Genomic DNA, 13,093 nt, shown 5'->3' on the forward strand with positions numbered 1-13,093 from the left:
CCGGACCGCGGCCCCGGAGCTCCCCCCCCGGACGGGCGGTGGTGCCGGGGGCCGCTCGCGTTCAGGCCCGGGGCGGGCCGCCTTCCTCGGCGAGGAGGAAGTCGAGGGCCGGCCGGGTCTGGTCCCTGAGCAGATGGCCGACCTCGGGGAGGAAGGTGACCGAGACCCGGGGGGCGGCCCGCTGGAGCCGGCGGCGGGTGCCGTGGGAGTCGATGAGCCGGTCGCGGCCACCGATGGTGACCTGCACCGGCATCTCCAGGCCCGCCAGGTCGCCGTCGGTGACGACCGGCAGCTTCTCCCGGCGCGGCCGGAAGTGCTGGTGGATGAGCAGCACGTACTCGCCGAAGGCGCGTTCCTCGGCCGTGGGCGGGACGGGGGTGGGGGCGGGGCCCAGGGCCAGCCTCAGCATCGTGCGCCGCCCCCAGCCCCCGAACGGCAGCACGAACAGCGCGGCGACCAGCACCCCCCGCTTCTGGCGGCCGATCCCGCAGGGGCAGCGCAGCGCCAGCCGGTCCACCCGCTGCGGGCGGCGGATCGCGTAGTCGAGAGCCAGCAGCCCGCCCAGCGACGTCCCCACGAAGGCGGCGCGCTCGACGTGCAGCGCGTCCAGCACGTCGTCGAGCCACAGCGCGTGCGCGTCGGAGTGCAGTTCGGGGCGTACGGGGGCGCTCAGACCGGGCTCGCCGATCACGTCGACGGCGTAGACGCGGAAGTGCCGGGCCCACAGGGCCACGTCGTCCGCCCACATCGCCGCGTTCGCCCCGGAGCCGTGCAGCAGGACCAGGGGCGCCGCGTCCTCGGGGCCGCAGGCCAGGACGAAGGTCGAACCCTGACGGGTGGGGACGTGCAGCCGTTCGGCGGGCACGGGCCAGCGGTCCAGGAGGGCGGTGTACTCCTGGGCGAGGACGCGGGCGCCCTCGTCGGAGGTGTAGATGGTCATGCCGTACTCCACTCGCTCGATAGGGTGGTATCTATCCTTAAACTACTGTGAGGAGTGAAGCAAAGGTAATTTTAGGGAGTGATGGGGAGTGCTGCCTCAAGCGGAAACGACTCCGGCCCGGCCGCCGTGGGGGCGACCGGGCCGGGAGGCGGGAAGGCTCAGGAACGCTTGGGCGGCAGCACGGCCAGTGCGAGGAGGAGCACCAGGACGCCGCCGCAGGCGTTCCAGAAGCCGTTCTCCAGATTGCCGATCCCGAGCGAGATCGGCTTCAGCTCCCGCCCCTTCTGGTACACCCAGAGCACGCCGGTGACCACCGCGACCACGGCGGCCAGGAGCAGGCCCGGGCGCGAGCGCACCAGCAGCGCCAGCACCGCGATCGCCGCGGCGACGGCCAGCAGCAGGAACATCGACATGCCGGTCGACGTGGTGCGGGTGGGTGACATGCCCCGGAACAGGTCGGCGACCGGTACGGACCTCGGATCGCTCTTGGCGTACCAGGGTTGGAACGAACTGAGCACCAGCCCTGCCGCGCCGGCCAGGGCCAACAAGCTTGCTACGGCGGTTCGCATGGGACGGGACCCCCACTTTCCTCTTGGTCGTATGCCTCATGGCCGGCCGATCGTCATCACGATCGGCGCCCCCGCCTGGAGCATGCCATGGACGACCGGCCGGTCGGTGCCCAACAGCCGGATCAACGCCACAAGTTAGGCGACGGACGGGTGCGGCGGGCGAGCCCTCGGAACGCCGGGGCGGCAGCCGACGGGTCAGAAGATCGAGCAGCCGGAGAGGGTGGTCAGGGCGTCCAGGGCGGTGACCGCGGCCACCGAGTTGCCGGCCTGGTCCAGCCGGGGGCCCCAGGCGCAGACCGCGGCCCGCCCGGGCAGTATGGCGAGGACGCCGCCGCCCACGCCGCTCTTGCCCGGCAGCCCGACCCGGAAGGCGAACTCGCCCGCCGCGTCGTAGGTGCCGCAGGTGAGCAGGACGGCGTTGACGCGCTTGGCCTCGCTGCGCGACATCAGCCGGGTGCCGTCGGTGCGCACCCCGTAGCGGGCCAGGAAGGAGCCGGCCAGGACCAGGTCCCGGCAGCTGGCGGACACCGCGCAGTGCGCGTAGTAGTGGTCGAGGACGGTCTCGACCGGGTTCTCCAGATTGCCGTGGCTGGCGATGAAGTGGGCCAGGGCGGCGTTGCGGTGGCCGTGCTCGGCCTCGGACGCGGCCACGACCGGATCGGTGTCGAGCAGCGGGTTGCCGGACTCCCGGCGGAGGAACTCGCGGACCGCCCCGGCGGCGTCGCCCGTCATGGTCTGCAGGCGGTCGGTCACCACGAGCGCGCCGGCGTTGATGAACGGGTTGCGCGGGATGCCGTGCTCGCTCTCCAGCTGCACCAGCGAGTTGAAGGGATTGCCGGACGGCTCCCGCCCCACCCCGCGCCAGACCGTGTCCCCGCCGTGGGCCAGGGCCAGTGCCAGGGTGAACAGCTTCGAGACGCTCTGGACGGAGAACGGCTGCTCCCAGTCCCCGATCCCGTACAACTCGCCGTCGACGGTGGCCACCGCCATGCCGAAGGCGTCCGGGTCGACCGTGGCGAGGGCCGGGATGTAGTCGGCGACATGCCCTTGGTCGCCCGTCGCCCGCGCGGCCGCCGCCGCGGCATCCAGCAGCAGCCGGTAGTCGAGGTTCTCTCCGGCGGGCATACCGTTCAACGCTGTTCCTCCATGAGCACGATCAGGACCACGACCTGGTCCGATACAGGATTATCCGTGCTCCGGGGCGTGCGAAGGATCGCCGGTGGCGGCGTGGGGCCGCTTCACGGCGGGCCGCTTTGCGACCCAAAAGGCAATCAAGTCATATTCTTGACCGGGTTCATCCGTCAGGGGGCGGAGGTGGGGGCCTGGACGGGCGGGCCGGTGAGGAGGGTGCCGGTGTCGGAGTAGGGCCAGCCGTTCGGGACGCAGCCGTGCAGGCCCTTGATCTGCTGCATCATCACCGGCGCCGGCGCGCCCGCGCCCGGGCAGTCGACGTGGCCGTTGCCGAGGACGTGGCCGACCTCGTGGTTGACGGCGAGCGCGTGGTAGAGCTCGGGCTTGCCGACGTAGAACTCCGACAGCTCCGTCCAGCGCTTGAGGTTGATGACGACCTGGTGGCCCACGCCGCAGTTCACCGTGCCGCCGGTGTCCAGGCCGTACTGGCCGCAGATCCGGTCGGTGGTCTCCGGGGTGGCCAGGTAGACGGTGAAGTCCACCGGGTCGGCGGGCATGCGCTGGAAGGACGCGGTGCCACCGGCGGCCCAGCCGTGCTGGACGTTCCCGAGGACGGCGTCGACCTCGGCGGCGAACTGCCCGGGGCTCTCGGCGATCCCGTTCTCCGCCCGCACCTTGTAGCGGTACAGGTGCTCGCCGGTGCCGAAGCGGGGCGAGCCGCCGGCGGCCGTGGTGAACTCCATCGGCTTCGGCCCGTCGCCCGGGGCCCACGGGTGCCACCACAGCAGGCCGCCGGTCACGGCACCGGCCACCACCAGGGCGAGTGCGCCGTGCCAGAGCCGCCGGCGCCGGAATCCGGTGAACTTCCTCATCGGCTGCCCCCGGTTGCGAGGCGCGCCCTCGCTCCGGTGGTCGGGTCGGGTCCGGTGGACCCGCCGGGTATGGAGGTGTGGGGCGTCGGGGTGGGCATGGCGGTGACAGGCTCCTGGGCGGGTTCGGTCGGGATCAGACGAGTCTAGGCGGCGTTCGAACAAGTTTCGGACGAGTCCAGACGGGTTCGGACGGGGTTCGGACGGGGTTCGGTCGCGGAAAGGAAGGGCGTTATGGGGAGGAACGGGCGAAAGCGGACCACTGGTTCAGCCGGTCGGTGACGGCCCGTCGGTCGCGCGGCCCGATCGGTTCCCGGAACCACTCGAAGGTGCCACCCGTGCGGCGTGTCCCTCGGCGTCGGCGGCGCTTTCCGCTGTCGTGGTGCACGTTGATCACCGGCCGCGCCCGAGCGGGCCCGACCGGGCTTCCCCACCCCATCCCACCCCACCCCACCGGAGGCACCGCCATGTCCATCACCACCGTCCTCACCGTCGACGGCATGAGCTGCGGCCACTGCGAGAAGACGGTCAGCGCCGGGCTGGCCGCCCTCCCCGGCGTCACCGAGGTCAGCGCCGACGCGCCGACCGGCCGCGTCACCGTGGCGTCCGCGCAACCGCTCGACGACGCCGTGCTCCGTGGCGCGGTCGGCGGGGCCGGTTTCACCTTCGTCGGCCGGGGCTGACCCGCCCCCGGCAACCGACCGAGCGGGAGGGCCGGCCCGGGGCCGGTCCGGCAGATCCGCCGGACCGGCCCCGGGTACCCGGGCCGTAGACCGGGGTCAGCCCATGCTCTTCGCGCCGTCCAGGGCCTCGCGGATGATGTCGGCGTGGCCCGCGTGCTGGGCGCTCTCGGTGACGATGTGCATCAGCACCCGGCGGGCCGACCATTCGGCGCCGGCCTCGAACCAGGGGGCCTTCGGCAGCGGCTGGGTGGCGCCCAGGTCGGGGAGGGTGGCGACCAGGTCGTCGGTGCGGCGGGCCACCTCGGCGTACTCGGCCAGGACGCCGGCCAGCGTCTCGCCGGGCAGCAGGCGGAACTCGTCGGCGCGGCGGGCGAAGTCGGCCTCGGTGAAGCTGCTGAAGTCGGGCATCGCGGACGGGCCTTCCACGATGAAGTCCACCCAGAACCGCTCGACCGTGCTCACGTGCTTGATCAGGCCGCCCAGGCACAGTGCGCTGACGGTGGTCCGCAGGCCGGCCTGCTCGTCGGTGAGGTCGCGGGTGGTGAAGCGCAGGAAGTGCCGCTGCTTGGCCAGGGCCGCCAGCAGGTCGGCGCGCTCGCCGGTGGCGGTGCTGTTGTTCGGGGTCGTGGTCATGGTGGTGGCCTTCCGTTCGGTTCCTGCTCCTTCGGACAAGGTCCACGCTAAACGCGATAGCGGCCACTTTCTGTCCTGAATTCCGGGATGATGGGAGTCATGGCGAACACCAGCACCCGGACGCTGCGACTGCTCTCCCTGCTCCAGACCCACCGTTACTGGCCCGGCGAGGAACTGGCCGACCGGCTCGGGGTCTCGATCCGCACCCTGCGCCGCGACATCGACCGACTGCGTGAACTCGGCTACCCCGTGGAGGCACAGCGCGGCGTCGACGGCGGCTACCAGCTCGCCGCGGGCGCCGCGCTGCCCCCGCTGGTGATCGACGACGAGGAGGCGGTCGCCCTGGCCGTGGGCCTCCAGGCCGCGGCGGAGAGCCCGGTGGAGGGCATCGCCGAGGCCTCGGTACGGGTGCTGGCCAAGGTGGTGCAGGTGATGCCCGCCCGGCTGCGGCGCCGGGTCGAGGCGCTGCGCGCGGTGACCGTACCCGTCGGCGAGGGCGCCCCGGCCGGGTCGGGCGTCGACCCGGACCGGCTCACCGTGGTCGCGCTGGCCTGCCGGGACACCGAGCGGCTGCGCTTCTCCTACACCGCCGCCGACGGCCGGCACGCCGAACGGCAGGTCGAACCGCACCGGCTGGTCTGCCTGCACCGCCGCTGGTACCTGGTCGCCTACGACCTCGACCGGCAGGACTGGCGCACCTTCCGGCTCGACCGGCTGAGCGCGCCGCAGGGCGGCGGCGTCCGGTTCGGGCCCCGTTCGCTGCCCGCCGCCGACGCCGCCGAGTTCGTCCGGGCCGGTCTCAACGGCGTGCCGCGCCCGTACCGGGTGACGGCGCTGGTGGACGCCCCGGCCGCGACCGTCCGTGCACAGGTCGGCCGGTGGGGCACCGTCGAGGAGGTCGACGCCGGGCGCTGCCACCTGGAGATGACCGCCGACTCCCTGGACTGGCCGGCCATGGCGCTCGGCTCGCTGGGCGCGGACTTCCGCGTCCTCGGCCCGCCCGAACTGCTCGACCTCGTCGGGGAGTGGGGCGCGCGGTTCTCCCGGGCCGCGCGGGGCGGCGCGGGGGAGTAGGGCGCCGGAGCAGGACGTCGGAGCAGGGCGTCGGGCGGGCCGACTTCTCGTGCGTGCGGTGCTGCGCGTGCGGCGGGTCGGTCCCACAGCGGGCAGGCCTGCGGGCCGTGCGCCGCGAGAGGCCTCACGGCGGGATCGCCTCGACGGCCGCGCGCAGCCGCCCCAGCACGCCCGCCAACGCGTCCAGCGGCGGCGTGGCCAGCGCCAGCCGGACGGCTCGGGGGCGGTGCGGGCCGGTGACGAAGGCGTCCGCCGTGGACACCAGGATCCCCTCGCCCGCGAGGACGGCCGCGACCCGGTCGGGCCGCTGGTGCTCCGCCAGGCCGAGCCACACCAGGTACGAGGCCGGGTGCGCCGTGACGTCCAGGCCGGCCAGGGCGGTGGCGGCGATGCGCTGGCGGGCGGCGGCGTCCGCGCGGCGGTGCCGCTCCAGGCGGGCGACCGTGCCGTCCGCGAGCCAGCCGGTCGCCAGCGCCGTCACCAGCCCGGGCGCACCCCAGGCCGCGGAGCGCAGGCTGCTGGTCGCGGCCCGCAGCAGGTGCCCGGGCAGCACGGCGAAGCCGAACCGCAGGCCCGGGGCCACGTTCTTGGACAACCCGGCGACGTAGCAGGTGTGTTCGGGCGCCAGCGCGTGCAGCGGCGGGGGCGGCGAGGCCTCCAGGAAGGCGTACGTGCCGTCCTCGATCAGCATGCAGCCGCAGGCGGTGGCGATCGCGGCCAGCCGGTCGCGCTGCGCCCGGTTGAGCACCCAGCCGAGCGGGTTGTGGACGGTGGGCATGGTGTACACCGCGCGGACCGGCCGGGCGCGGCACAGCCGCTCCAGCGCGTCGAGGTCCGGTCCCGTCGTGGTGACCGGGACGGGCGCCAGGTCGAGGCCGTGGGCGGCGGCGAGCAGCTTCACCCCCGGGTAGCTGAGCGCGTCGACGGCGAGGACGTCGCCGGGCCGGGTGAGCGTGCGCAGCACGCAGTCGAGCGCCTGCTGCGCCCCGCTGGTCAGCAGCACGTTCTCCGGGGCGGTGTCGACGCCGCGCCCCAGCAGGTGCCGGGCCACCACCGCCCGGTCGTGCCGGTGGCCGCCTGGCGGGTGCTGGCGCAGCAGCGCCTCGGCGTCGCCGGAGGAGGCCAGCGTGCGCAGGGCCTGCCGGAGCAGGTCCCCCTGCCCGGGGGCCAGCGGCTGGTTGAACGACAGGTCCGCGACCCGGGGCACTGGGAGGGCGCGCGAGGGCTCGATCCCGTCGTAGCCGGAGCGCGTCCGGACGAAGGTCCCCCGGCCCTGTTCCCCCACCACCAGCCCGGCGGCGGCGAGTTCGGTGTAGACGCGGGTGGCGGTGGCCAGGGCGATCCGCCGCTCGCGGGCGAGCCTCCGATGGGTCGGCAGCCGGGTGCCGGCCGGGAGCGCGCCGGAGCGGATGGCCGCCGCGTACTCGTCGACGATGGCCTTGTAGGAGGGCGGTCGCATGCGGCACCTGCCGTCGTGGGGCGATGAGGGTCCAGGGTGTATCCAGGACAATAACTGGATTGTCCTGGAGGGTTGTTCCTAGCCTCGGTGCCGTCAGCAACCGGGCGGGCGCCGTGGGGGCGCCCGCCACCGCGCGGGCGTCCGCCGGGTTGCGGGCGTCCGCGCCCAGGCGAAACGGAGCACCCGGCATGACCGTCCGCAGCGAGCGGGACCAGCACGTCGTCACCCTGACCATCGACCGGGAGCAGAAGCTCAACGCCCTCGACTACCTGACCATCGACGCGCTGCTCGCCGAACTCGACCGCGTCGACGCCGACGACACCGTCCGAGCGGTCGTGCTGACCGGCGCCGGGCAGCGGGCGTTCAGCGCGGGCGCCGACATCCCGTCGCTGGCCGGGAGCATCGCGGGCGGGCCCGAGCGGGCGCTGCGCGAGGTCGTCCGGCGCGGCCACGCGCTGACCCGGCGGATCGAGGAGTTCCCGAAGCCGATCGTCGTCGCCGTCAACGGCCTCGCCTACGGGGGAGGGTGCGAGCTCACCGAGGCCGCCCCGCTGGCCGTCGCCGCCGAGCACGCGACCTTCGCCAAGCCGGAGATCTCGCTCGGCTTCCCGCCGCCGTTCGGCGGCTCCCAGCGGCTGCCGCGACACGTCGGACGCAAGCGCGCCCTGGAGCTGATCCTGACCGGCGATCCGATCCCGGCCGCCCGCGCCGCCGAGATCGGACTGGTCAACGCCGTCGTCCCGGCCGGCGAACTGCTCGACGCGGCACGGGGCCTGGTCGACCGGATCATCCGGCACGCGCCGACCGCGGTGTCCGCCTGCCTGCGGGCCGTCACCCGCGGCATCAACCTGCCGATCGACGAGGGCCTCGCCGTCGAGGCGGCCTGCTTCGCGGCCACCGTGCCCACGGACGGGGTGCGGGAGGGGCTCCGGCGCTTCCTGGACCGCCCGGCCGCCGGCTGAGACCGGCTCGCGCCCCTGGTGCCGGTGGTTCCGGGCTGGACTCGGCGTTCTTCGGCCAGGACGACGGCAACGCGGGCGGCCGGGCCATCCGATCGGATGACCCGGCAGGCGCGGCTCACGGGCGCGGCTCGCAGTCGCGGCTCACAAGGGGGGTGCTCAGCGCTTATTGGGGGCGTGCGTGCTCACCAGGACACCGGGTAGCGGACGGGGTGCCCGCCGATCCGGCCGGGGAGGAGGCCGATCGCCACCAGGATGCCGGTCGAGAGGACCAGCAGCGGCAGGAACGGCAGGGCGGGCGGGGCCTGGAGCACCACGACCACGGCGCTCGCGACGGCCGGGGCGTGGGAGAGGTGGGTGAGCATCATCGCGCCCAGTGCGAGACCGGCGGCTATCGCGGCTCCCCAGGCGGTGCTGCCGGTGACCGCGAGGGTGGCGTAGCCGGTCAGGGCGGACAGCAGTTGGCCGCCGACGACGTTGCGCGGCTGGGAGATCGGAAGCCCGGGGGCGCCGTGCACCAGGGCGGCGCTGGCCGCCACCGGCGGGATCAGCAGCGGCTGGTGGACCACCATGCCGATTCCGGCCAGCAGGAGCAGGGCGCCGACGGCGAAGACGGAGGCCCGCAGGGCGTGCAACGGGTGTGGCCTGGGGGTGTCTGCGGGCTGTGAGGTGGGCATGCGTGGGCGACTCCGGATGGGTGACGGGGGACCACGGGATGATAGGCGCACTGTCGCTCGAAAGGTGGGATGTTTCGTCTGTTGGACAACCACTGAACACTCCGTGGACGGACAGGTAGGCGGACGGACGGGCGGCTTCGGTGGGGCGGTCAGAGCGACGGGGGCTGTATGAGCGTCGCCGGGAGGTAGCCGGAGGAGAGGCCGAGCTGCCAGCCGTGTGCCTGGACGGCGAGTGCGGCCAGGGCGATCGGGATGACCGGGAGCAGGCTGCGCGGGGCCGCGTCCGGAGCGCTGCTCTCGCGGTGCTGGTCGAGGCGGGCGGCGAGGGCCCGCTCGAAGGTGCTCTGGTCGTCGTCGAGCAGGACGCGCAGCAACTGCTGGTCCGGCGTGAGCCGACCGGCGGCGTCCAGCGCCCGGGCGGCCGCGGTGCGCTCCTCGGCGTCCGGTTTGCGCAGGGGCACGGGGCCGGGGGCGACCCAGGGTGAGACGGCGGTCGGTACGACGTAGAGGTAGGAGCAGAGCGCGTCCAACTCGGCGAGGCTCGCCGGATCGGAGGTCGAGTCCAGGTCCGAGTAGGGCAGGCCCTTGCGGACCGAGGGCCCGTAGTCGTCCTTCAGCAGTGGGCCGAGCATGCGGTGGCGCTCCTGGATCAGGCCGCTGATCACGCACATCGCGAAGGCGTCGACCCAGGTGGCGGCCGTGGGGGCGAAGTCGACGGTGTCGCCGAAGCTGGTCTCTTCGCTGGTCAGCGTCTCGCCGATGAACGGGAAGGGGACCTCGAAGTCGCCGCGGGGGAAGCAGCCGAGGGCCAGCACGCCGAGGGAGCACTCGGCCGCGGTCTCCAGGATGACCCGGGCGGGGTAGCCGCTGAGCGGCCGGCCCCCCAGGGTGAGCGCGCCGATGTGGTCGAGGAGCTCCTCGCCCATCGTCCGGATCTCCTTGATGGCCAGGCGGCCGTAGTGGATCCGGTACCAACTGGCGAGGGCCCGGTCCTCGATGCCCTCCAGGGCCTGGGTGATCCGCTGGGGTGCGACCTGGTGGCGCGTGACGTCGACGTCCACGATCCGATGCCGCCTTTCCTTGATCGTCTGTTGACGGAACGGCACGCTAGCACCGGCCACCGACAGTCGATCACCCGTACGGGGGAGGGGCGGCGGCCCGGCCGCCGCCCCTCGTCCGGGCAGGTCAGAACGCCGAGTTGGCGCACCAGTGCGCGAGCAGTTCCTCGTCCCCGCGCACGTCGAGGCGGGCGGAGGCCAGGTCGAGCCGGCCGTACAGGAGCAGCAGCAGATCGGCGGCGCTCGCGCGGACGGTCGCGTCGGCCTCCGGGCCCGGGCCGTCCGCGTCGAGCCCGAAGCCGTCGGGCCGCAGACGGATCAGCCAGTCGCCGCCCGCGGCGGTGGCGTTGCCGTCGGTGGCGTTGCCGTCGGTGCGGGTGAAGCGGATGGTGCGGTCCGCGCCGCGCAGTTCGGCGATCCCCGGGGCGAAGAAGGCGGCGAAGGGCAGGTTGGTGAGGAATTCGGACACCCCGTCGGCGGCCAGCTCCGGGTCGAGCACCGGGGTGCGCCCGAGGGCGAGTTCCGCGTCGGCGCGGTGCACCAGGGTCTCGAACAGCATCCGCCGTACCCAGAAGCGGGCGTGCTGGTCGGCGCCCCAGGCCCACATCGGGGCGTCGAGGTCGGTCTCCGCGAACGCGGCGCCGGCCTCGGCCGCGGCCTCCGCCAGCCAGGCGGGGTAGCCGTCCGGCCCGGCGGGCAGCCGCAGGTCGACCTCGCGGCTGCGGGGCGGCTGCTGGATCCGCTGCCGGAGCAGGACGGTGAACCAGCGCTGCACGCTGCCGGTGTGGCGGGTGAGGTCGGTCAGTGTCCAGCCGGGGCAGGTGGGCACCGGGGTGGTCGGGTCGGCGTCCTGGAGGGCGGCGACGAGGCGGGCGGTCTCCGCGGCGACGGCGGCGCCGTGGTCGATGGTGGTCATGAGGGTGCTCGCTCGGTGTCGGGGTGGCGGGGCGGGGAGAAACGGTCGGACCAGGGGGAAACGGTCGGACGAGGGGGAAGCGGTCAGGCGAGGGGCTTGTCGACGACGGCCTTGGCGTGGCTGAAGGTGTCGAGGGAGTACTCGCCGTGGTAGCGGCCCATGCCGCTCTCGCCGACGCCGCCGAACGGCAGCTCGGGCATGGCGAGGTGGGAGACCGGCAGTCCGAAGGTGAGCGCGCCGGAGGAGGTCTCCTCGGTCAGCCGCTGCTTGGTGTGCGCGGACTCGGTGAAGGCGTAGAGGGCGAGCGGCTTGTCGCGCTCGTTGATGAAGGCGATCGCCGCGTCGAGGTCGGGCACGGCGACGATGGGCAGGATCGGGCCGAAGATCTCCGCCCGCATCACGGGGGCCTCGGGGGAGACGTCGGCGAGGACGGTCGGGGCGAGGTAGCGGTCGGCGCGGTCGTGGGTGCCGCCGGTGACGGTCCGACCGTCGCCGAGCAGCGCGGTGAGCCGGTCGAAGTGGCGCTCGTTGACGATCCGGCCGTACTCGCCGCCGGCCGCCGGGTCGTCGCCGTACAGCTCCCGGACGGCGTCGGCGAGGTGGGCCTCCAGCGCGGGCGCGCTCTCGCCGATGGCGAGGACGTAGTCGGGGGCGACGCAGGTCTGGCCGGCGTTGAGGAACTTGCCCCGGGCGATCCGCCGGGCGGTGACCGCGAGGTCGACGTCGGGTTCGACCACCACCGGGCTCTTGCCGCCGAGTTCCAGGGTGACCGGGGTCAGGTGCCGGGCGGCGGCCGTCATGACGATCCGGCCGACGGCGCCGTTGCCGGTGTAGAAGATGTGGTCGAAGCGCTGTTCCAGCAGCGCGGTGGTCTCCGGGACGGCGCCCTCGACGACCGCGACGGCCGCCGGGTCGAGGTAGCGCGGGAGCAGCCGGGCGAGCGCGGCGGAGGTCGCGGGGGCGAGCTCGCTGGGCTTGAGGACGGCCGCGTTCCCGGCGGCCAGTGCGCCGACCAGCGGGGACAGGGCGAGCTGGAGCGGGTAGTTCCAGGGCGCGATGATCAGGACCACGCCGAGCGGGTCGCGCACCACGCGGGCCGCGGCGGGCCGGAAGACCTCGGGCACGGCGGCGGGCTTCGGCCGCAGCCACTGCTCCAGGTGGGCGACGGTGTGGTCGAGCTCGTTGAGCGTGAAGCCGATCTCGGTGCGGTAGGCCTCGGCGGTGCTCTTGCCGAGGTCCTCGTGCAGGGCCTGGAGGAACGCCTCGGACTGCTCGGTGAGCAGCGAGCGCAGCGCCGCCAGCTGGGCCTGGCGCCAGGCGAGCGGCTTGGTCCGGCCGGTGTCGAAGGCGGCGCGCAGGCGGGCGACCGTGGCGGCGGCGGTCTCCGGGGCGGTCTCCGGGGCTTCCGGGACGGCTTCCGGCGTGGCGGCGGGGGTGTGGTTCATGAGGGTCTCGCGGTCCTTCCAGCTGGCTTGAGGACGTCGATGGTTTATGACCTCAAGCATTCTTGGACGGTAAACCTCAATGGTTGAGGATGTCAAGCAATGTGCCTATGCTCGACACCGTGCACCAGAACCCCCACCCGGACCCACCGGCCACGCCGATCGAGCTGATGGATCAGCTCGCCCGGGTGGCCGCGGCCTACTACCGCCACTTCGCCTCCGCCGCGGCCGGGCACGGGCTGACCCTGATGCAGGGCAAGACCCTCAGCCTGCTCACCCGGCCGCGCTCCATGCGCGCCCTCGCCGGTCTGCTGTCCTGTGACGCCTCCAACGTCACCGGAATCGTCGACCGGCTGGAGGGCCGCGACCTGGTCCGCCGCGAGCCCGACCCCGCCGACCGCCGGGTCAAGAGCATCGCCCTGACCGACCGGGGCGAGCAGACCGTCCGGCTGATCCGGGCCGACCTGATGTCCGGACTGACCGCGCTGGAACAGCTCTCCGGCCAGGACCGGGCCGCCCTGGGCGCGCTGCTGGACCGGGCGTTCCCCGAGACGGCGGCCCCGCCGGCCTGAGGCCGGGCCGCCGGTCCTAGGGCGTGTCTGACAATTCCCGCCGGGCGCGCGACGCCGGGCATCCCGCCTGGACGCACCGGCGAAACGTCCAAGTACGGCCCAGTACGAGGA

General features: G+C 73.9%; 14 protein-coding genes. 4 read left to right on the top strand and 10 right to left on the bottom strand.

The annotated features are described in order from the left end of the window. Positions 1-61: 61 nt before the first annotated feature. The 4 genes from ACFV61_RS29950 to ACFV61_RS29965 all read right to left on the bottom strand — a co-directional run bounded on the left by ACFV61_RS29950 (position 62) and on the right by ACFV61_RS29965 (position 3,512). Complete coding sequence (locus tag ACFV61_RS29950; protein WP_380495006.1) at positions 62-940, bottom strand: alpha/beta fold hydrolase; 879 nt, start codon at positions 938-940, stop codon at positions 62-64. A 158-nt stretch (positions 941-1,098) separates the two neighbouring features. Then, on the bottom strand, positions 1,099-1,509 hold the full coding sequence (locus ACFV61_RS29955; protein WP_380337442.1) for a hypothetical protein: 411 nt from the start codon (positions 1,507-1,509) through the stop codon (positions 1,099-1,101). Between the two features lie 195 nt (positions 1,510-1,704). Continuing rightward, a complete protein-coding gene (locus ACFV61_RS29960; protein ID WP_380337439.1) occupies positions 1,705-2,634 on the bottom strand; it encodes a glutaminase in 930 nt (309 codons plus the stop codon). Between the two features lie 176 nt (positions 2,635-2,810). Next, the gene (locus ACFV61_RS29965; RefSeq protein WP_380495008.1) at positions 2,811-3,512 is read right to left on the bottom strand and encodes a DUF3152 domain-containing protein; all 702 of its coding nucleotides are present in this window, start codon (positions 3,510-3,512) and stop codon (positions 2,811-2,813) included. 464 nt (positions 3,513-3,976) lie between these two features. Between ACFV61_RS29965 and ACFV61_RS29970 the strand changes: the two genes are divergently transcribed. Beyond that, positions 3,977-4,192, top strand: coding sequence for a heavy-metal-associated domain-containing protein (locus tag ACFV61_RS29970; RefSeq protein WP_063350365.1), 216 nt, complete (start codon positions 3,977-3,979; stop codon positions 4,190-4,192). A 96-nt stretch (positions 4,193-4,288) separates the two neighbouring features. On the opposite strand, the gene ACFV61_RS29975 is transcribed toward ACFV61_RS29970, so the two are convergent. Continuing rightward, the gene (locus tag ACFV61_RS29975; RefSeq protein WP_380495009.1) at positions 4,289-4,825 is read right to left on the bottom strand and encodes a DinB family protein; all 537 of its coding nucleotides are present in this window, start codon (positions 4,823-4,825) and stop codon (positions 4,289-4,291) included. A 99-nt stretch (positions 4,826-4,924) separates the two neighbouring features. On the opposite strand from ACFV61_RS29975, the gene ACFV61_RS29980 reads away from it, so the two are divergent. Continuing rightward, complete coding sequence (locus ACFV61_RS29980) at positions 4,925-5,899, top strand: helix-turn-helix transcriptional regulator (RefSeq protein ID WP_380495011.1); 975 nt, start codon at positions 4,925-4,927, stop codon at positions 5,897-5,899. Positions 5,900-6,023: 124 nt separating this feature from the next. Here ACFV61_RS29980 and ACFV61_RS29985 read toward each other — a convergent pair whose 3' ends face one another. Continuing rightward, positions 6,024-7,358, bottom strand: coding sequence for a PLP-dependent aminotransferase family protein (locus ACFV61_RS29985; RefSeq protein WP_380495013.1), 1,335 nt, complete (start codon positions 7,356-7,358; stop codon positions 6,024-6,026). A 188-nt stretch (positions 7,359-7,546) separates the two neighbouring features. Between ACFV61_RS29985 and ACFV61_RS29990 the strand changes: the two genes are divergently transcribed. Continuing rightward, positions 7,547-8,320 (top strand): enoyl-CoA hydratase-related protein, encoded by a 774-nt coding sequence (locus tag ACFV61_RS29990; RefSeq protein ID WP_380495015.1) that lies wholly within the window; start codon positions 7,547-7,549, stop codon positions 8,318-8,320. 182 nt (positions 8,321-8,502) lie between these two features. Here the strand turns inward: ACFV61_RS29990 and ACFV61_RS29995 are convergent, their stop codons facing one another. From ACFV61_RS29995 to ACFV61_RS30010, 4 genes are all read right to left on the bottom strand, one after another. Next, entirely contained in the window at positions 8,503-8,994 is a 492-nt protein-coding gene (locus ACFV61_RS29995; protein WP_380495017.1) for an HPP family protein, read from the bottom strand. Between the two features lie 149 nt (positions 8,995-9,143). Then, on the bottom strand, positions 9,144-10,055 hold the full coding sequence (locus ACFV61_RS30000; protein ID WP_063350371.1) for an immunity 49 family protein: 912 nt from the start codon (positions 10,053-10,055) through the stop codon (positions 9,144-9,146). A 124-nt stretch (positions 10,056-10,179) separates the two neighbouring features. Then, complete coding sequence (locus ACFV61_RS30005; RefSeq protein WP_380495020.1) at positions 10,180-10,968, bottom strand: maleylpyruvate isomerase family mycothiol-dependent enzyme; 789 nt, start codon at positions 10,966-10,968, stop codon at positions 10,180-10,182. An 83-nt stretch (positions 10,969-11,051) separates the two neighbouring features. Beyond that, positions 11,052-12,413: an aldehyde dehydrogenase family protein gene (locus ACFV61_RS30010; RefSeq protein ID WP_380495022.1), complete on the bottom strand. Its 1,362-nt coding sequence runs from the start codon at positions 12,411-12,413 to the stop codon at positions 11,052-11,054. A gap of 119 nt (positions 12,414-12,532) precedes the next feature. On the opposite strand from ACFV61_RS30010, the gene ACFV61_RS30015 reads away from it, so the two are divergent. Further along, complete coding sequence (locus ACFV61_RS30015; protein ID WP_244293532.1) at positions 12,533-12,982, top strand: MarR family winged helix-turn-helix transcriptional regulator; 450 nt, start codon at positions 12,533-12,535, stop codon at positions 12,980-12,982. Positions 12,983-13,093 lie beyond the last annotated feature (111 nt).

This window comes from Kitasatospora sp. NPDC059817, from assembly GCF_042731835.1.
Classification (GTDB): domain Bacteria; phylum Actinomycetota; class Actinomycetes; order Streptomycetales; family Streptomycetaceae; genus Kitasatospora.

Excerpts from the sequence above, each read along its gene's own strand:
- ACFV61_RS29990 (WP_380495015.1), top strand. The coding sequence starts at position 7,547 with ATGACCGTCCGCAGCGAGCGGGACCAGCACGTCGTCACCCTGACCATC.
- ACFV61_RS29950 (WP_380495006.1), bottom strand. The coding sequence starts at position 940 with ATGACCATCTACACCTCCGACGAGGGCGCCCGCGTCCTCGCCCAGGAG.
- ACFV61_RS29995 (WP_380495017.1), bottom strand. The coding sequence starts at position 8,994 with ATGCCCACCTCACAGCCCGCAGACACCCCCAGGCCACACCCGTTGCAC.
- ACFV61_RS29985 (WP_380495013.1), bottom strand. The coding sequence starts at position 7,358 with ATGCGACCGCCCTCCTACAAGGCCATCGTCGACGAGTACGCGGCGGCC.
- ACFV61_RS29975 (WP_380495009.1), bottom strand. The coding sequence starts at position 4,825 with ATGACCACGACCCCGAACAACAGCACCGCCACCGGCGAGCGCGCCGAC.
- ACFV61_RS29965 (WP_380495008.1), bottom strand. The coding sequence starts at position 3,512 with ATGAGGAAGTTCACCGGATTCCGGCGCCGGCGGCTCTGGCACGGCGCA.
- ACFV61_RS30005 (WP_380495020.1), bottom strand. The coding sequence starts at position 10,968 with ATGACCACCATCGACCACGGCGCCGCCGTCGCCGCGGAGACCGCCCGC.
- ACFV61_RS29960 (WP_380337439.1), bottom strand. The coding sequence starts at position 2,634 with ATGCCCGCCGGAGAGAACCTCGACTACCGGCTGCTGCTGGATGCCGCG.
- ACFV61_RS29970 (WP_063350365.1), top strand. The coding sequence starts at position 3,977 with ATGTCCATCACCACCGTCCTCACCGTCGACGGCATGAGCTGCGGCCAC.
- ACFV61_RS30010 (WP_380495022.1), bottom strand. The coding sequence starts at position 12,413 with ATGAACCACACCCCCGCCGCCACGCCGGAAGCCGTCCCGGAAGCCCCG.
- ACFV61_RS29980 (WP_380495011.1), top strand. The coding sequence starts at position 4,925 with ATGGCGAACACCAGCACCCGGACGCTGCGACTGCTCTCCCTGCTCCAG.
- ACFV61_RS29955 (WP_380337442.1), bottom strand. The coding sequence starts at position 1,509 with ATGCGAACCGCCGTAGCAAGCTTGTTGGCCCTGGCCGGCGCGGCAGGG.